Origin of the sequence: Natronincola ferrireducens (assembly GCF_900100845.1) — a bacterium.
GTDB classification, from domain to species: domain Bacteria; phylum Bacillota; class Clostridia; order Peptostreptococcales; family Natronincolaceae; genus Natronincola_B; species Natronincola_B ferrireducens.
Genome location: NZ_FNFP01000008.1, coordinates 53,359 through 71,334 on the forward strand (window position 1 = coordinate 53,359; position 17,976 = coordinate 71,334).

The 17,976-nt window shown below is 33.5% G+C and carries 10 protein-coding genes; all 10 read right to left on the reverse strand.

Translation table 11 applies throughout. The features are described from left to right. Positions 1–45: 45 nt before the first annotated feature. Entirely contained in the window at positions 46–3,111 is a 3,066-nt protein-coding gene (locus BLS22_RS12780) for a tetratricopeptide repeat protein (protein ID WP_090554365.1), read from the reverse strand. Between the two features lie 44 nt (positions 3,112–3,155). Further along, positions 3,156–6,218: an ATP-binding protein gene (locus BLS22_RS12785; RefSeq protein WP_090554367.1), complete on the reverse strand. Its 3,063-nt coding sequence runs from the start codon at positions 6,216–6,218 to the stop codon at positions 3,156–3,158. Between the two features lie 217 nt (positions 6,219–6,435). Further along, positions 6,436–7,272 (reverse strand): methyl-accepting chemotaxis protein, encoded by an 837-nt coding sequence (locus BLS22_RS12790; protein WP_090554370.1) that lies wholly within the window; start codon positions 7,270–7,272, stop codon positions 6,436–6,438. 606 nt (positions 7,273–7,878) lie between these two features. Continuing rightward, positions 7,879–9,189: a YjiH family protein gene (locus BLS22_RS12795; protein WP_090554373.1), complete on the reverse strand. Its 1,311-nt coding sequence runs from the start codon at positions 9,187–9,189 to the stop codon at positions 7,879–7,881. A gap of 701 nt (positions 9,190–9,890) precedes the next feature. Continuing rightward, positions 9,891–10,508, reverse strand: a complete 618-nt coding sequence (locus BLS22_RS12800; protein ID WP_090554376.1) for a cyclodeaminase/cyclohydrolase family protein — start codon at positions 10,506–10,508, stop codon at positions 9,891–9,893. 23 nt (positions 10,509–10,531) lie between these two features. Further along, positions 10,532–12,208: a formate--tetrahydrofolate ligase gene (locus BLS22_RS12805; RefSeq protein ID WP_090554379.1), complete on the reverse strand. Its 1,677-nt coding sequence runs from the start codon at positions 12,206–12,208 to the stop codon at positions 10,532–10,534. 18 nt (positions 12,209–12,226) lie between these two features. Continuing rightward, positions 12,227–13,489 carry an imidazolonepropionase gene (gene hutI, locus BLS22_RS12810; RefSeq protein WP_330386523.1) on the reverse strand — a complete coding sequence of 421 codons (1,263 nt, stop codon included), beginning with the start codon at positions 13,487–13,489 and terminating at the stop codon, positions 12,227–12,229. Between the two features lie 5 nt (positions 13,490–13,494). Next, complete coding sequence (gene ftcD, locus BLS22_RS12815; RefSeq protein WP_090554381.1) at positions 13,495–14,400, reverse strand: glutamate formimidoyltransferase; 906 nt, start codon at positions 14,398–14,400, stop codon at positions 13,495–13,497. Positions 14,401–14,574: 174 nt separating this feature from the next. Continuing rightward, a complete protein-coding gene (locus tag BLS22_RS12820; protein WP_090554384.1) occupies positions 14,575–16,608 on the reverse strand; it encodes a urocanate hydratase in 2,034 nt (677 codons plus the stop codon). Between the two features lie 154 nt (positions 16,609–16,762). Beyond that, positions 16,763–17,830, reverse strand: a complete 1,068-nt coding sequence (locus BLS22_RS12825; protein WP_176762185.1) for an HD-GYP domain-containing protein — start codon at positions 17,828–17,830, stop codon at positions 16,763–16,765. Positions 17,831–17,976 lie beyond the last annotated feature (146 nt).

Genomic DNA, 17,976 nt, shown 5'->3' on the forward strand with positions numbered 1-17,976 from the left:
TCGCAAATAATGCTAGATTTTGACCTTTTTCACTGTTATATTTTTTTAAAAACCTTCACAATTTTTCTTTAGCTCTTCAAAAACACTTCTTTCATAGTAGCCTTTTATATCCTTCATAATATTAATACCTTCATTGCAGTAGGCTATAGTATCTTCATCAATATAGGCATCAAAAACTCTTTTCACTTCTTTATTTACCGACATTTCTCTAGATATTTCTGCCTTAACTCTTAGCACCAAAGCAATCTCGTAGGGACTTTTTAGCTTTTCAGCATTGATTTCAGCCTTTAATAAATACTGAAGAGCCTCTTCATATTGTTTTTCCTTTATGAGGAGAAGGGCTAGGTGTCCATAGGCAATGGATCTACCCCATAAAAAGTCTAATTTCTTATAAATTTTTAAGGCTTTATTAAAATATTCCTTTGCCTTTTGGTTTTCTTCCATAGCTAGATAGGCTAACCCTGCATTGATTTGAAAGATTGCCAAACCTCGAACAATCTTCTTCTCTTGACATATGGCTATGGCTTTTTTATAATACTCAACGGCTTCCTCAAATCTTTGACTATGTCTTTTGCTTTCACCTATAAAGTTATAGGCAGCGGCTATATTAAGAAGATATTTGTAAGAATCAGAAAGGCTATTAAATATGATAATAGCTTCCTTTAATAATTCTTCTCCTTCTTCATAGAAACCCTCCATAATCTTTAATAGTCCCTTAAGTCTATAGAGAATAGCTATCTCTTCATGGATATGGTGTTCTCCAGCAGTTTGCAAGGCCTTTTCTATTAGGCCTTCCATAAGTGTGAGGTTCTGAGTATTAACGCAGTAATAAATCATTTGTCTGTAGCTTTTTAATGCCAAAGGAATCTCTTCTTCCTCTAAAGCCTTAACAATTACCTCTCTTATAGTTTGAAGTCCCTTATCATAATTTCCATTTTTTATACTCAGTCGTCCCATCATATAAAGATAATCAATTTCTAGCTTCTTTAGTTCTTTATCTCCTGATTTTTCCGTTTTTATCTTTTCTAAGAGACTTTTTATTCCCTCTAATTTTGTTTTGGCTTCTTTTTGCTTTAAATAATAATAAGCTTCTGTATCATGGTCTTTAGTATCTACAATAGGAAAAATCTCATGATTAAAGTCCAGATAGGTTTCAAGGTTTTTGATATTATATTTTAATACCGCCATCCAATTACTACTATGGGTAAAATGATAAATAAGTTTGGAGTACAAAAGAATATCCTTTTTATTCCTTGTAAGCTGTCCTTCAATAAAACACCCTACTTTATGATGCAAAAGCTTTTTTCGAGAAAGGGATAGGTTTTTATATAAATACTCCCTTAGTTTTTGATGAGTAAAAACCAGTTCAATACCTTGGTTTCCCTCTTCCTCCATTAAAATATTTTTGTCCTGTAGTTCTTCAATAATCTCCATTAATTCTATTTGGGTTTTGCCGCTCAATCCCTCCAAATAATCTAAAGACACAGCATCAAAAAATACAGATAAAATATTTAGTATTTTTTTCCCTTCCTCTGATATATTCAAAAACCTACTTTTAATAATATCCTCCATCTTGCCAGTTATTTCAATGCCTTGTCTGTTTTCTTGAATATTATTTAAAAACTCAGTGAGAAAAAAGGCATTACCCTCTGTTTCTTTGTAAATCAAATCCTTTAATTGAGGATGAAAGGAATACTTAGGCAGTAACTGTTTTGCAAAATTAATAGTTTCTTGTTTATTAAACCTAGATAAATCGATTTTTTCTATCAACTGACAACTACTTAGTTCCGTTATAAATCTATCAATCTTTACTTTATACTCATTTCTACAAGTGGTAATTACCATAATAGAAGAACTTCTGTTTTTCAGGATAACACTTTTAATTAAGTCCATTGTCATTGCATCTGCCCACTGCAAATCCTCAAAAACCAGAATAATCTTTTTATATTTTGCGACTCTCTCTAATATATCTATGATGGCATTTTCTATTATAGGGTATTTTAAGGAATCTAGGTTCTCTACAGGATTTATTGCTGTTACCTCTAAGCTTGTAGAAAAACTTGGAAATACATAACCTACTATATTTCTTAACAAGATAGGCAGGTCCAGCTTGCTTTCATCAATAATATTAGAAACTTTGGAAAAAATTCTATTCCAGGGTTTTAATGAATAGTTTTCCTCCGCTTGGTAGCAGTGGGTAAAAAGCACTGTCTCCTCTTCACAAACACTGGATTTAATAAAATAATCCAACAGTTTACTCTTTCCTATACCTGCCTCACCAGTAATTATAATAGATCTACTATTAGGTTTTTTTACAAACTCTCCGTAAATTTTTTTAAATATCTGTAACTCCTTTTCTCTTCCATAAAAGAATTCCTTATGCTGTTTTTTATCTAGAGCATCTCTTATAGATTTTTCCTTTATTATTTCTTCCAATAGTTTCGTAGTCTGTGTGTCCGGTGCTATAGATAATTCTTCGTTAAGGATATGTGCCAATTCATGATAAACTTCTATGGCCTGATTATATTTTCTTTGAGATTTATAAACCATCATAAGGATTCTATAGGCTCTTTCATCAAACTCATCCCTCTGTATAAGGATTTTACAGTACTTCTCAGCATTTTTAAATTGATTATTTCCATAGGAATCCTTTGCACCCTGATACAACTTATGGATGTAGCTATCCCTATACTTGTTTCTATGATCAAACATCCAGTCTTCGAAATCAGTAGCATCCCTTACAAAAAAACCCTCTAAAAATTCACCGTTATACTCTTCTAAAGATAATATTTTTCTATCCTTCACCATGTCTTCTATATCAATTTCATAGTGAATATGGGGACTTAAGGTGATAATTGACCTTTGAGGTGATACTAAAACCTCCTCATTAAAAGCTTTTTTTATCATATATACTGCATTTCTTAAATTTTTTTTAGCCATATCTTCCGGCGCTGTTCCCCAAAAAAGATTAACTAAAATTTCTCTTGAGGCCCTTTTTTCTATTAAAAGATAGTAAAATAAAGCCTCTGCCTTCTTATAGGGAAAAATGATCTGTTGGTTATCTTTATAAATAATAGGATTTCCCAATAGTTTTCCTGTTATAGTAGTCATGATGCTTTCCTCCCTATACGAATTATCATTAGATTAACATACCATCAATTAAGCTGCTCTTTAATGAAAACCTTTAAAATTTCTCTTTCGTAGCTATGATTTACTTCCTCTAATAACCTGATTCCCTTCTTACAATAGGTTTCTAAATCCTCATTTATATAGGCATGAAACACCTTATGAAGAGGATCGTTATTTTTCATCATAACCTTTATTTCTGCTTTAACCCTATATAACAAACCCAACTGGTAGGGACTTTTTAGCTTTTTAGCATAGGCCTCTGCTCTTTTAAGGTGACTTAAAGCCTCCTTATACCGTCCTTCTCGGACCAACAGCAACGACATATATCCTTCTGCTACAGATCGTCCCCATATGATTTCTAGTTGACGATAAAAGGTCATAGCCCTCTTAAAATACGTCTTAGCCCTATCATAATCCCCCATATCCAAGGCAGCTTGACCGGCATTGGTGTTAAACATCATTAAACCTTTTATCATCCTATTTTCTTCACATATGGCCATAGCCCTATCATAATACCTTAGGGCACTGGAAAATCTCATGTTATACCTTCTTATTTCTCCAATATAATTATAGGCAGCGGCAATGTTTAAAAGATACTTGCTTTCATATTTGCTAATTTCGTTAAATATTTTTATAGATTGCTTTAAAAATTCCTCTGCCTCTGTATATTTTCCTGCCATTATTTTATTAAGCCCCTTCAGTCTTAATAAAACCCCGATTTCTTTTTGATGGTTATGCCTATGGGCTAGCTTTAATCCTACCTCTACATAATGGGTCATTTCTTCGATATTATGGGTTTGTATACAATAATTAATCATTTGTCTATAACCCTTTAATGTATAGTCATACTTTTCAATATTTAGAGATTCTTTTATCATTTCTTGAATACAAGCAACGCCTTTGTCGTATTCTCCTTCTCTAATGCAGTATCTCCCTTTTACATGTAAAAACTCCATTTGTAATTGTCTTATTTCCTCCGATACTGTGTAATGCTTTTTAAATTCATCCAACTGTTTTTCTATATCTTGGAGATATTTTGTCAATTCCTTTTCTGCAACATGAAAATCCCCTTCTCTTTCTATATAACTATCACTTAATGAAGGGAAAATTTCATTGCTAAAGTCTAAATAACTATTAATATGCTTTATACTATACTTTAAGCTTTTAATTTTATTTCCACCACTAGAAAAATGATAGATGAGCTTAGAATAGTTTTTAAAGTTCCGTTTATCATTCTTTAATTCATTTTCTAAAATACTTCCCACCTTATTGTGAAGTACTTTCCTCATAGCCGAGGACTGTTGTAGATATATAAATTCTCTTAGCTTTAAATGAGTAAATTCAAAGCTTATATAATGACCTTCTTCTATTTCTTTAATAATATTTTTATGTCTTATCTCATCTACAATCTCCATCACTTCTAAATCATCTCTATCCATCAAAATCTTTATAATGTCTAATGGTGCTTTATCAAAAAATAGAGAGATAATATTAAGAAGTTTTTTCCCTTCTCGAGATATATCTAAAAATCTACTTTTAAGAATGTCCTGCATTTTTGGGGTTATTTTTTCAAAATTGTTATTCTCCTTAATGGAATTGAGGTACTCCATAATAAAAAATGTATTACCCTCTGTTTCTTTGTATATTTTATTTATTATAGTGTCCTTTGTGTTTTTGGAGGGAATTGCCTTTTTAATAAAATCTGCCACTTCTAATGGAGTAAACCTAGGTATATGGATTTCTTCAATCCCTTGATATTTTTTCACCTTAGTTATAAAAGTGTCTATTTTCTCAGCAAATTCATCTCTACAGGTTGCTATAAACAATAGATTTTTTCCTTGTTCCTGAGTCAAGATGCTACTTAACAGAGATAAACTCATAGTATCTATCCACTGTAAATCTTCGAAAACAATAACTATTTTTTTCTTGTCAGCTACCTTCTTTAAAAGACCTAAGACAGCATCCTCTACAACCCTATATTTAAAATGGTTTAACTCTTCAATCACATTGACAGAAGTTGTGGTGTTTTCCACTACAAAACTAGGAAATATAGATGCAAATATGTTATTCCACATAGAAGGAATTTCTATTTTTTCCTTTTGCAAAATTTGTGATAATCTAGTAAAGATACTGTTCCAAGGTTTAAGGAAGTATTCCTCCTCCGCTTGATAGCAGTTGGTTTCCAGTAAATGCACCTCTTCTTTGTCAATAGATTTCAACAAATGGTCCTTTAATCTAGTTTTACCTATTCCAGCTTCTCCTGTTATAAGAATGGAGTTATAGGCCTTTTTATCTAAAAAATTTCTATAATTATTTTCAAGTAATTGTACTTCTTTATTTCTTCCATAGAAGAAATCTTCTAAGGTTCCTGGTTTATTTGTTTCACTATTATCCCTGTTGGCCAATATATTCCTGAACATGTCTTTTGTTTGATTATCAGGGGTAACGCCTAATTCTTGATCTAATATTTCACATAATCGATTATAGGTGTCTATTGCCTTATTGTTGGCTCCTTGATAGGTATATATCTCCATTAATGTTCGATATGCCCGCTCATCAAAAATATCTACAGCAACTAATTTCTTTCCATATTGTTCCGCAGTATTATAATCCTTTTTTTCTAACAATAGACGTATTTTTTTATATAGTTTTTTAATATACATATCTTTAAAGGATTCTCTGGTTGTAAACATCCAATTCTCAAAAGTCTCTCCATCCTTCACAGAAAACCCTTGAAGAAAATCCCCAGTATAGGCTTGGATCCCTTTGTCAGAATCCTCTAGAAAATCCTTTAAATCACTTATTATTTCAATATCAGGATTTAGCATGACAATGGATTTTTGAGGAGATATAATAATATCCAAATCAAAGGCTTTTCTAATTTTATACATAGCATTACGTAAATTTTTCTTGGCGGTTTCTTCTTCAATTTCTCCCCATAAAAGGTTAACCAAGACCTCTCTAGTAGCCTCCTTATGGACCATTAAATAATAGAATAGTGCTTCTGCCTTTCGAAAGGGCAAAAATATTTTTTCGTTATCTTTATGTAGACTAGGTGTATTAAATAACTTCACATAAATTTCCGCCATATAATCTCCCTCTTCTTGGATAATTAATATTATAATGTTAACTATTTTTAATAAAACATTTCTTATTTTGTAATATACATTCTTATTATAAACTATAAAGAAAAATAAAACAAAGCCTTCCTCCTTAAAATTAGAATGTTAGCTTTGTTAGAATCAATAATATTATGTATACTTTTGCTGTAATTGTTAGTCATATATTGTTGCTGATTATAGCCTTTTATTTCTCTATAGCTTGAATATTTTGGGATAAGTGCAAAAGTTCTTCTGCTATTGAGCTTAAGGATTGAATAGATGCACTTATTTCTTGGGTAGATGCTGCCAACTGCTGTAATATGTAGGAAATATTTCTACTTTGATCCCACATGTTTGTATTTTCTGTTTTAATAGACTGTAATATATCATTAATTTTTTTAGTAGACTCTGCACTACTTTCTGCTAATTTACTGACTTCTCCCGCAACAATTTTAAAACTACTTCCAGCTGCCCCTGCTCTAGCAGCTTCTATACTGGCATTTAGTCCTAAAAGCTTTGTTTGCTTAGCGATTGTGTATACAAATTTCAGTACATCATCAGTCTGCTTGACATTTTCCAGGTTTTTTCCCGATAGATTTTCTATATTCCCACCTAAATCAGCAACCTGTTGTGTAGAAGCAGTTATCTCTTCCACCGTGGCAGTTATCTCCTCCATTGTAGAAGAAAGGGTATTTGCCATATCCACAAGCTTTTCTTTTTTGTCAATAGATTCAGCTGCTGTGATGACACCGATTACTGTTCCAGCTTCATCTATAATAGGTATACTAGTGGCTATATAGGGTATACCCAAAACCTCTTTTGGAATCTCTTTAATAATTTTTTCTCCTGTTCTTATGGCCTCAGCAGTTGCACCTCCAGCAGGAATTTTATCTCCTTCCCTCACACCTAAATCAAAGTTTTCAGTATAAAAACTACCAATACATATTTCTTTATTATATATACCTATATTCATATCTGCAGAAACCAATTGTATGAAATAGGGTATATATTTCTTTAATTCTTCTAGGCTGCTATGTTGCATCTATGATTCCTCCTTTCCTTTCTTATCTTATGCTAATGTTTTAATACCTTTTTTGCTAATTCATTAGTGCTGTCTAAGACAATGATTTGAATTGAGCCTATATACATTCTAACATTTTTAAATAATTTCTTAAAGTATATATAATCCATAAGAGAAATTACCTTTACACACAGAATCTATTTATCACCATCTCAGGTGTTTCATTAAACTGATTTCTTAAGATTACTATTATACATAACTACTCCTCTAACAATCCTACTATTTAAACATAATAGGATCGTTAGAGGAGATACTTGAATTAAAATTTAAACCAATAGTACAATTATTTATGCGTTATATATAGTTGAGAGTAATTTGATGTTAGTAGTAAAATGGAATTTTAAAAATGAAAATTTATGGTGAAGAATTTATAATAATTAGTCCTATTTATTATATAGGCTCTGTTAAAGGCTATTGTTGATTTTCCCATTCTATGAATTCTTGAATGCTGTCATCCTGAGGAAACAGAAGGATCTAACACTCTTCCCCATACTCAGAGGAACAATCCCTCAATATCTTGTCATAGTTTTATTTATACAATGTCAACATCTATCTTTAACATAGCCCTTATACAATAAACAAATGAACAAAAGGCGTTGCCAAAAGTAATGATAAAATGATTCTTTCTACCCATATAATTATAAGGTCTTTAATATCAATATCAATTTCTGTTGACAAAATACAAGGAATAGAAGCTGAGAAAAAGAGTATTTCAGAAACACATACTATAGCTATAACCCCTTGAACAGCTGGAGAAGCAGAAGCAACTATGCTGGCGGGAAGGAACATTTCTGCAAGACTTATTGCACAGGCCTTAGCCAGCAATGTAGCTTCAGCTCCAAACCCTAAAAGCATTGTAAAGGGGAGAAAGATATATCCCATGATATCAAATACAGGAGTAAACTCAGCCAGTACAAGGCCGAAAAATCCAATGGACATCAATGTAGGGCCTATAGCAAGAGCAAGACCTATTCCGTCTTTAAAATTCTTTACAATTCCTTCTACTACCCCAGGAGCCTCTTCACAAGCTTCGAGTCCTTCTTCCAACGCAGTAGAAAACAGCTTTCCTCGTTGAGCGATGGGTTCAGATATAATTTTCTTATCATTATAACCCTTATCTGATTTTTTTGCCAAAGGATAAATTCTTGTGGTTATTGCTGTTACAATAAAGGTTATTACAAGAGTACCCCAAAAATATGTATTCCATTTGTCCATTAACCCTAATGTATTAGCTACAACTATCATGAAGGTTGCAGAAACCGTGGAAAATCCAGTTGCTATAATACTGGCTTCCTTAGTGGAATAATAACCTTCTTTATATACTCTATTGGTAATAAGAAGTCCTACGGAATAACTGCCTACAAAAGACGCCACTGCATCGACAGCAGAACGACCTGGTGTCTTCCATATAGGACGCATAATAGGCTGCATAAAAACACCAACAAATTCCATAAAACCATAATTCATTAAAAACGCTAAAAATACTGCTCCCACAGGAACCAGCATTGTCACCGGAATAACTACTCTATTAAAGACAAACGGTAACATTCCTGGAGTCTGTATGCTGTCTGGTCCCAGATTAAATACCGCTGCAATATATACAAATATTGCTAACACTTTAAAAATTGAAAAAATAGTATTGACAGTATCCTTATTCCAGGTTTTTTTAACAAATGGCAATATTGCCCCTATGGTAATTACTATTCCAGCATAAACTATCCCAAAGTAAGGAATTTGGCGAATAAAGGTCACAATATGGTCAATTGCTATAGAGTTCCTCCCACCAATGGTTATTGGTACAAAAAACATAAAAATTCCCAAAAGATTTAACAAAATAAACTTAGCCATGGTTTCAGATCGTCTCGTTTTCTCTATCATACTTGAACCCCTCCTAAAATTAATTTAGTTTTTAGTTACTACCAAATTCAACCATAAGCTTATATAGCTCATATTTCAGAGAATAAAATAATTCTGTCAAGCATTTTTAAAGGTTTTTTCAATAGAATTTAGATAATATATTTTTAATAATACATATTTCACCATATATTGTGGATACGTTTCTTTATTAGTTGATTAATTCATTAGTTAATTTAATTCTATATATAACGCATAAATGATTTTACATTGGTTTAAATTTTAATTTAAGTATTTACTTTAATAATTCCTAGGTTTTGTGGATAGTAATTATTCTACATGATAAATAGGCCTCCTTTTATTCCATTTTGCTTTAAAACAATATTTTTTTGTGTATAATTTCCCTATGTATCCCCCTTTCTTTTATACAAATTTTCTACGGGATTTAAAATAACGTTTTCCTAATGCCAAATTACTTATCCAATAATCTATAATGTAAAGTATATAAGAAAAGGGAGTTGTAAAAAGATTTTTTATGATTTTTATAGAAAATAGACATCAAAAAGTCATAAAAGTATTTTGGTATTACCCCTATCATGTTTACATAATATGATCGCCAAAGAAGTCGTCTTTCATAATAGTGCTATTAACAACAGTATAATTTTTATTAGGCATAAAAAAACTAGAAGGAAATTATTACCTTCTAGTTTTTAAAAATTGATTTTTTATAGAACTACTTTAGAAAGAATGCTCTTTTCTGTAGTTTCTACTTTAGCCTCTAATTCTGCTACTTCTCCAGAAACCTTTTCTACAAAAGCTGTATCTTTTATAGAACCTAGATTGATTTTGACATTGTATAAAGCTGAAAGAACAGCAGTTCTTGCCATCATGGCTGCTACAGCACCATCGGTAACAGCATTTTGATTGCCTTTCACAACAACCTTTTCAATATTCTCCATTAAATCAAAGGCTTTTTTAGCTACTTCTAAAGGTACTAGGGCCGCAGTTTTTGTAGCTTCTTGAATAGCATCTTTTCTTGCAGCTATCTCTTCTTCTGTCTCCTTAGGTAACTTGAAGGCATCCATTACCTTGTTATAAGCATCTGAATCTCTATCAATATCCCCAATAAGCTCTTCTCTTGCTGCAATGTTAGTCTTAGCAATTTCCTTCATTTCTTCTTCTACTTCTACATACTTCTTTTTACCTATTGTTAAATTAGCCACCATTTCTGTTAAGGCAGCAGCTGTAGCTGCACTTAGGGCTGCTATACTTCCCCCACCAGGAACTGGATCACTGGAGGCTGTTTTCTCTAAAAAATCTTTTACTGACATATTCCCTAACATTTATTTTCGCCTCTTTTCTCTATTTAGAATAATCCACTAATTGTTCCTTTTTCATCAACATCAATTCTTTCAGCAGATGGTACCTTAGGTAATCCTGGCATAGTCATTACTTCACCTGTTAGAACTACAATGAAGCCTGCCCCTGCTGATACTTTAATTTGTCTTACAGTGATATTAAAGCCTTCTGGTCTTCCCAATAAACTTGCGTTATCACTTAAAGAGTATTGGGTTTTAGCCATACAGATTGGCAAATTGCCAAAACCTAACTTTTCTAATTTGTCTATTTCCTTTGATGCTGCAGGTGTGAAATCTACCCCATCAGCACCATAAATTTTTGTTACAATTGCATTAATTTTATCTTTGATTGGCATATCCAGGGGATATACATACTCAAGTTGACTTTCTTCCTCTGTCAATCTTAATACTTCTTTTGCTAATTCTTCTCCACCTTCTCCACCTTTTGCCCATACTTCTGATAATGCTACATTTACACCTAGCTCTTTACACTTGCTTCTTACTAACTCTAATTCTGCTTCAGTGTCTAGTGGGAATCTATTTATGGCTACCACTGCTGGTAACTTGAATACTTTTGTAACGTTTTCTACGTGCTTTAATAGGTTTGGTAATCCCTTTTCTAGGGCCTCTAGGTTCTCTTGGTTTAATTGATCCTTTGGAACACCACCATTGTATTTTAGTGCTCTTACTGTTGCTACGATGATTACTGCATCTGGCTTGATATCTGCTTTTCTACATTTGATGTCTAGGAATTTTTCTGCTCCAAGATCTGCTCCAAAACCTGCTTCTGTTACAACATAGTCAGCAAAATGCATTGCCATCTTTGTTGCTATTACAGAGTTACAACCATGGGCGATATTTGCAAAAGGTCCTCCATGTATAAAGGCCGGTGTTCCTTCTAGGGTTTGTACTAGGTTAGGCTTCAATGCATCCTTTAATAGGGCTGCCATGGCGCCATGGGCATTTAAGTCTTTAGCTGTAATTGGTCTATCATCTCTTGTATAGGCTACAATGATATTGCCTAATCTTTCTTTTAAGTCTATGATATCGTTAGCTAAACAAAAGGCTGCCATAACCTCAGATGCAACAGTAATATCGAATCCATCTTCTCTTACGACACCATTGCCTCTACCACCCATACCGTTAACGATATTTCTAAGCTGACGATCGTTCATATCTACAACTCTACGCCATGTAATTTTTCTATTGTCTATTCCTAATTGGTTGCCATGGTTGATATGGTTATCTAATATAGCCGCCAATAGGTTGTTGGCTGCACCTATTGCATGGAAGTCTCCTGTAAAGTGAAGGTTAATGTCTTCCATTGGAACCACTTGCGCATAACCACCACCTGCTGCACCACCCTTTACCCCAAATACTGGACCTAAGGATGGCTCTCTTAATGCTACAATCGTCTTTTTCCCTAAACGAGATAATGCATCAGAAGTACCGATAGTAGTAGTAGTTTTACCTTCTCCTGCTGGAGTAGGGTTAATAGCTGATACTAAAATAAGCTTTGCTTTTTTACCAGCCTTGTCCTTCTTTAACAGGTTGTAGTCCACCTTTGCCTTATGCTTTCCATAAAGCTCAATATCCTCTTCTGTTAGGTCTAATTTCTTTGCTATTTCTCTTATGTCTTGCAATTTAGCCTCTTGAGCAATTTCAATATCACTTTTAAAACTCATTTGTGATCCTCCTGACCTTTATTTTTGTTTGTCGAAAACTAATTTACCTTCTTTTACTACCTTTTCTACTGTGCTTACACCAACATGATAAGGAATAAATTTGTAGGAAGGAAATTCCAAAATAATAATATCTCCTTTTTTTCCTACATCTATACTACCAATGGTATCAGCTCTATCCACAGCAGCTGCTCCATTAATTGTTAAAGCTGTAATGGCTTCCTCTGTAGACATACCCATATAAAGGGTGGCCAAAGCAAAGATTAGAGGAATAGATTCTGTAAAGCAACTCCCTGGGTTTAAGTCTGTGGCCAATGCTACAGCACAATTATGATCAATCATATATCTGGCTCTAGCAAAATCTTCTTTTAAACTAAAGGCTGTTCCAGGAAGTAGGGTGGTTATGACACCAGCCTCAGCCATGGCTTGAATCCCTTTATCTGAAGCCTGCAATAAATGATCTGCAGAAGTTGCACCTAGCTCTGCCGCCAGTTCAGCACCGCCTAATTGAACAATTTCATCTGCATGAAGCTTAATTTTAAAGCCCATTTCCTTTGCTTTTGTGAGCAATTTTCTAGAATCTTCAACAGAGAATACATTTTTTTCACAGAAAATATCACAGAACTCTGCTAAATCCCTTTCTACCACCTCTGGCATAACCTTCTCGATAAAAAAGTCTATAAAAGTATCTTCCTTACCCTTATATTCCTTTGGTACAGCATGGGCTCCTAAGAAGGTACTCACCACATCTACAGGATGATGTTCATTTACTTCCTTTGCTACTTCTAATTGTTTGATTTCTGTTTCATAGTCTAACCCATAACCACTTTTTGCCTCAACTGTGGTTACACCAAAGGATAGCATAGAATCCAAACGTTTTTTTGCACTTTCAAACAATTCTTCTTTTGTGGCTTCCTTAGTAGATTTTACACTACTTAGAATACCACCACCTCTTTCCATGATGGACATATAGTCATCACCACGAAGCCTCCATGAAAATTCTTCAGCTCTATATCCTCCAAAAACAAGGTGGGTATGGGAATCCACAAAGCCTGGTAATACTGCCTTACCGGTAGCATCGATTACTTCATAATTTTCTTCATTGTAAGCTTTTAGTATTTCCTCGGTAGTGCCCACAGCTTTGATGATGCCTTCCTCCACTACGACAGCGCCATTGGCAATGATATGTAGTTCAGACATTTCTTTGCCTTTTTTGGCTTGAAATCCTCTGCAGGTTACTAGTTCTGCAGCATTTTTTATCAATAAACTTCCTTTTTTCATCATCATCACTACTCCATTAACCTTGCTTCTAATACTTGTTCCATAGTAAAGTCTTCAAGTCCAAGATAGTAGGCTGCTGTATCCACTAGGGCCTCCATTGGTACAGAGCCAACAATTTCACTTCCTACTACATTTACACCATATCTCTTAGCTTCTATTCTAATTAACTCAAACACTCTATATAAAGCAGATTTTGTATAATCTGTCATATTCATAGAAACTTGAACAATACCTCTGTCCTTTAATTCTACACCCATACCTTTGCAGTATCTTAATCCACCACTAAGATGTCTTACGCTTTTTGCAATCTTGTCAGCAATTTCTAATTTATCAGTGTCTAGATTTACGTTATAGGCTACTAATGGCATTCTAGCCGCAACACCAGTAACACCAGCAGTTGGGTGGATTTCATGGGGTCCAAAATCTGGATACCATTCTGGTTGCTGTACCTTCTCCGCCATACCTTCAAATTGACCTTTTCTTACCTGAGCTAAGTTTTCTCTAGCTGGGGTTGAAGCAGCCTTTTCATATAAGTAAATAGGTAAATTATATTTTTCAGCAGCTTCTTTAGCTACTTCCTTAGCTAATTCAACCGCCTCTGTCATACTTACGTTTTTAATTGGAATAAAAGGAACAACGTCAGTAGCACCCATTCTTGGATGTTGTCCTTCATGCTTTGTCATATCGATTACTTGTATTGCAGTTCCTATAGCTTCTATCATGGCATTTTTAACAGCTTCTGGTTCTCCTATAACAGTTACAACCGATCTGTTATGATCTGCATCGCTGCTATAATCTAAAAGCTTTACTCCTTCTTTACCTCTAAAAGCATCTACAATTTTTTCTATCTTTTCTAAATCTCTACCTTCACTGAAGTTTGGAACACATTGAACAATTTTTTTCTTATTACTCATGATTCATCCACCTCTCTTTATTATATTAAAACATACTTTTCCTAAAGTTGTAAATTATTCTGTAATTTATTTTTCAGAGATTGTTAAAATTTTTTATTGTCTAAGATAGCTATGCAACTATCTATAAGATAAATTGTTGCATAGCTAATGTATTATTAATAGTTACCTGCTTTTTTACTTTCTATTTTCAAATACCTTTGCAACTAAACCTTTTACTAAATCCTCTTTAGGAATAAAAGGTAGTGTAATATGGTCTGTGTCACCAAACTCTTGGTTGTATTCCATACTAGTTGTAATAGAGTTTTCATTTCTTGCCCATGCACGGCGAGCAACACCACCCATTACGTCCCAAGGCATAGCTGACTTTAAGATGTTATCTACTCTTTCGCTGCCGTCTAATACCATACCAAATCCACCGTTGATAGATTTACCTATACCTACACCACCACCGTTGTGTAGTGCAATTAAGCTCATACCTCTTGCAGCATTTCCTGCAAAACATTGGGTAGCCATATCTGCCATAACATTACTACCATCTTTAATATTGGAGGTTTCTCTGAAAGGTGAATCTGTACCACTTACGTCATGATGATCTCTACCTAGCATAATTGGTCCTACTTCACCGTTTCTTACCATTTCATTGAATTTAAGTGCTATTCTTGTTCTACCCATAGCATCTTGGTATAGGATTCTGGCTTGTGTTCCAACAACCATTTGATTTTTCTCTGCATCTCTAATCCATACATAATTGTCTCTATCTTGACCTCTTCTATTTGGATCGATTAAGTCCATAGCTGCCTTATCGGTTTTCATTAAATCTTCATGCTTACCACTTAAGCATACCCATCTAAATGGTCCATAGCCATAGTCAAATAACTCTGGTCCCATAATATCTTCTACGTAGGATGGGAAGATAAAACCATCTTTATCATCGATACCATTTTTAGAAATTTCCATAACCCCTGCATCATAAACGGATTTCATGAAGGCATTACCATAATCAAAGAAATAAGTTCCCCTTGCTACTAAGGTCTTAATTAAATCAAAATGATTTCTTAATGTCTCATCAACTAATTCCTCGAATTTAGCTCTATTGTTTTTTAATAAATCTGTTCTTTCATCAAAGGTAACCCCTTGTGGACAGTATCCACCTTCGTATACCGCATGGCAGGAGGTTTGGTCAGAAAGTAATGGAATGTGTATATTGTTATCAACTGCATATTGTAGTAGGTCTACAACATTTCCATGATAAGCGATGGAAATAGGCTCTCTTTTTTCTATATATTCTTGAGCTACCCTAAATACTTCTGCTAAATCGCTAGAAACTAGGCTTACCCAACCTTGATCATGTCTTGTCTTAATTCTTGAGTAGTCCACTTCAGCAACAATTCCAACACCATTAGCAATTTCGATGGCCTTTGGTTGCGCACCACTCATACCACCAAGACCTGATGTTATAAATAAGACTCCTCTTAAGTCTTCATCTTGACCTAATCCTAAGATTTTTCTTCCTGCATTTAATAGGGTATTGAATGTACCATGCACAATTCCCTGTGGTCCAATATACATCCATCCACCAGCTGTCATTTGACCATAGTTAGCTACACCCATTTGTTCTGCAACATCCCAATCCTTTGGATTGTCAAACATACCTATCATTAGGGCATTTGTAATAATTACTCTTGGTGCATCTGGCTTAGATTTAAATAAACCTAATGGATGTCCTGATTCAATAACTAATGTTTGTTCATTTGTCATAATTTCAAGATATTTTTTGATTAGTCTATACTGCATCCAGTTTTGGCATACTTTACCTGTTTCTCCATAGGTAACTAATTCATATGGATAAAGGGCGATATCAAAGTCTAGGTTGTTATCCATCATTACTTGGAAAGCTTTTCCTTCGATGCAATTTCCTTTATATTCGTCAATTGATTTTCCTTTAAGGTTTCCTTCTGGTCTAAAACGATAGCCATAAATTCTTCCTAGTGTTGTTAATTCTTCTAAAAATTCTGGTGCTACAACTTCATGTAGTTCTTCTGGGATGTATCTTAATGCATTTTTCAATGCAACCTCTGTTTGAGCTGGTGTTAGCTTAAAGCCCCTGTCCGGTGCTCTACGAATACCCTCAGCAAATTCGGGATATTCTGGTAAAACATTATCTAATTTGATTGTCATTGCTTTAGAAATATCTACATTGCTTATCATAATCAACACTCCTTTTTAAAATTTTTATTTATTATGCTCTTTAAAATTAATTATATAAATCCACCGTCACCAAAACGTCTAATTTTTTTAAAAATTTATTATTTACATTTATTTTTTGCAAATAAATAAGGCCCGATATGAATCAGACCTTATTTTATACTGCTTTTAAAATAGAAACGATACTATTACTTAAATGCTTTGTCAAATCAATTTCTTCTAACTCCTCAATAGGATGTTCTTCATTGTCACCTACTAGTTTAATGATGGGTCTTGTGGGCCAATCCTTATGGATATTGACTACAATTCCTTTTTCCCCAGATCTTAGTTTTACTAAAGTCCCTACGGGATAAATAGACAGATGCCTTAAAAAAACCTTTACTAACTCATAGTCAAATTGATGATTTCCCATAGCAATTAAGTACTCAATAGCTTCATGGAGTTCAATACCTTTTCTATAAACTCTGTTGGAGGTTAATGCATCATATACATCACAAATAGCAACAATTCGAGGAAAAATATGAATATTCTTACCCCAAAGCTTATTAGGATATCCTGTACCATCATACCTTTCATGGTGATCTCGAATAATCCAACGGATTTCATCTTTTAATCCCTTTATATTTTTTACAATTTCATAACCACAAACAGAATGTTTTTTCATCTCATTATATTCTTCATCTGTTAACATACCAGGTTTATTTAAAATAGTATTAGGGACATGAAGCTTTCCTATATCATGTAATAGTGCCCCTATGCCTAACACCTCTAAGTCTTCTTTTGTAAAGTCCAAAGCAAGTCCAGTAATTAATGAAAAAATACACACATTCACACTGTGACCAAAGGTATAGTCATCAAGGGTTTTTATATCGGTTAAATAAATAAGAATATCTTCATTATCTATTAATTTTTCAATAATTTTTATTATAGCCTGCTGCAACTTCTCAATATTAATTGTTCTACATATTTGTATACCCTCAACAGTATTCTTAATTGTGTTTAAAGCTTCTCTTCTTGTTTCCTCTATAATGGCTTTTTCTACCTCAGAAGAATGATTTCCTCTCCAATCTATATAAACAGTTTCAATTCTATGGTTCTTTAACCTCTCTATATAAAATTCCTTAATCGATGTTCCTTCATCGATTAATAATCTTCCTTCTTTATCAAAAATAGGTTTTCTCAATATCATACCAGCTACTAATGCAGAAGTATTAATTTTCAACATTAACCCCCCCCCTCTCATATTAATGTTCAGTTTTTAATTTTAAAAACGATATTTAAATATGTATATTTTATCAATTTATCCCTAAATAAAACAAATTCTACAAAAAAAAATAAAATCCTACCATTTTTCTACAAATGATAAGATTT